Source organism: Glutamicibacter sp. 363, from assembly GCF_052379505.1.
In the GTDB taxonomy this organism is placed as follows: Bacteria; Actinomycetota; Actinomycetes; order Actinomycetales; family Micrococcaceae; genus Glutamicibacter.
Map to the genome: position 1 here is coordinate 1 of NZ_JBQSYR010000114.1, position 215 is coordinate 215.

General features: G+C 60.5%; 1 protein-coding gene. It reads left to right on the plus strand.

What is annotated here, in order from left to right:
- The coding region (locus ACT3UA_RS19080; protein ID WP_444617915.1) for a hypothetical protein at positions 1 to 190 on the plus strand (190 nt) is incomplete at its 5' end.
- Positions 191 to 215: the final 25 nt, after the last annotated feature.

Sequence of the window (215 nt, forward strand, 5' to 3'; positions counted from 1 at the left end):
AAAGCTGAGCGGGGATTTGGACCCACGCCAGGACGGGGTGCTGGAGGTGCTGTTGGATCCTTTGCCGACGCGTCGTGCCACGGTGGCGTTGGGTGAATTGTGTGAGTTGCTCAGCGGTACGCGGACCGTGTATCCGGGGACGGATCGGGTGTTGCGGTATCGGGTGAAGGGCTTAGCGGCGACTCATTAATTTTCTACCGATGTCCAGAGCCCTG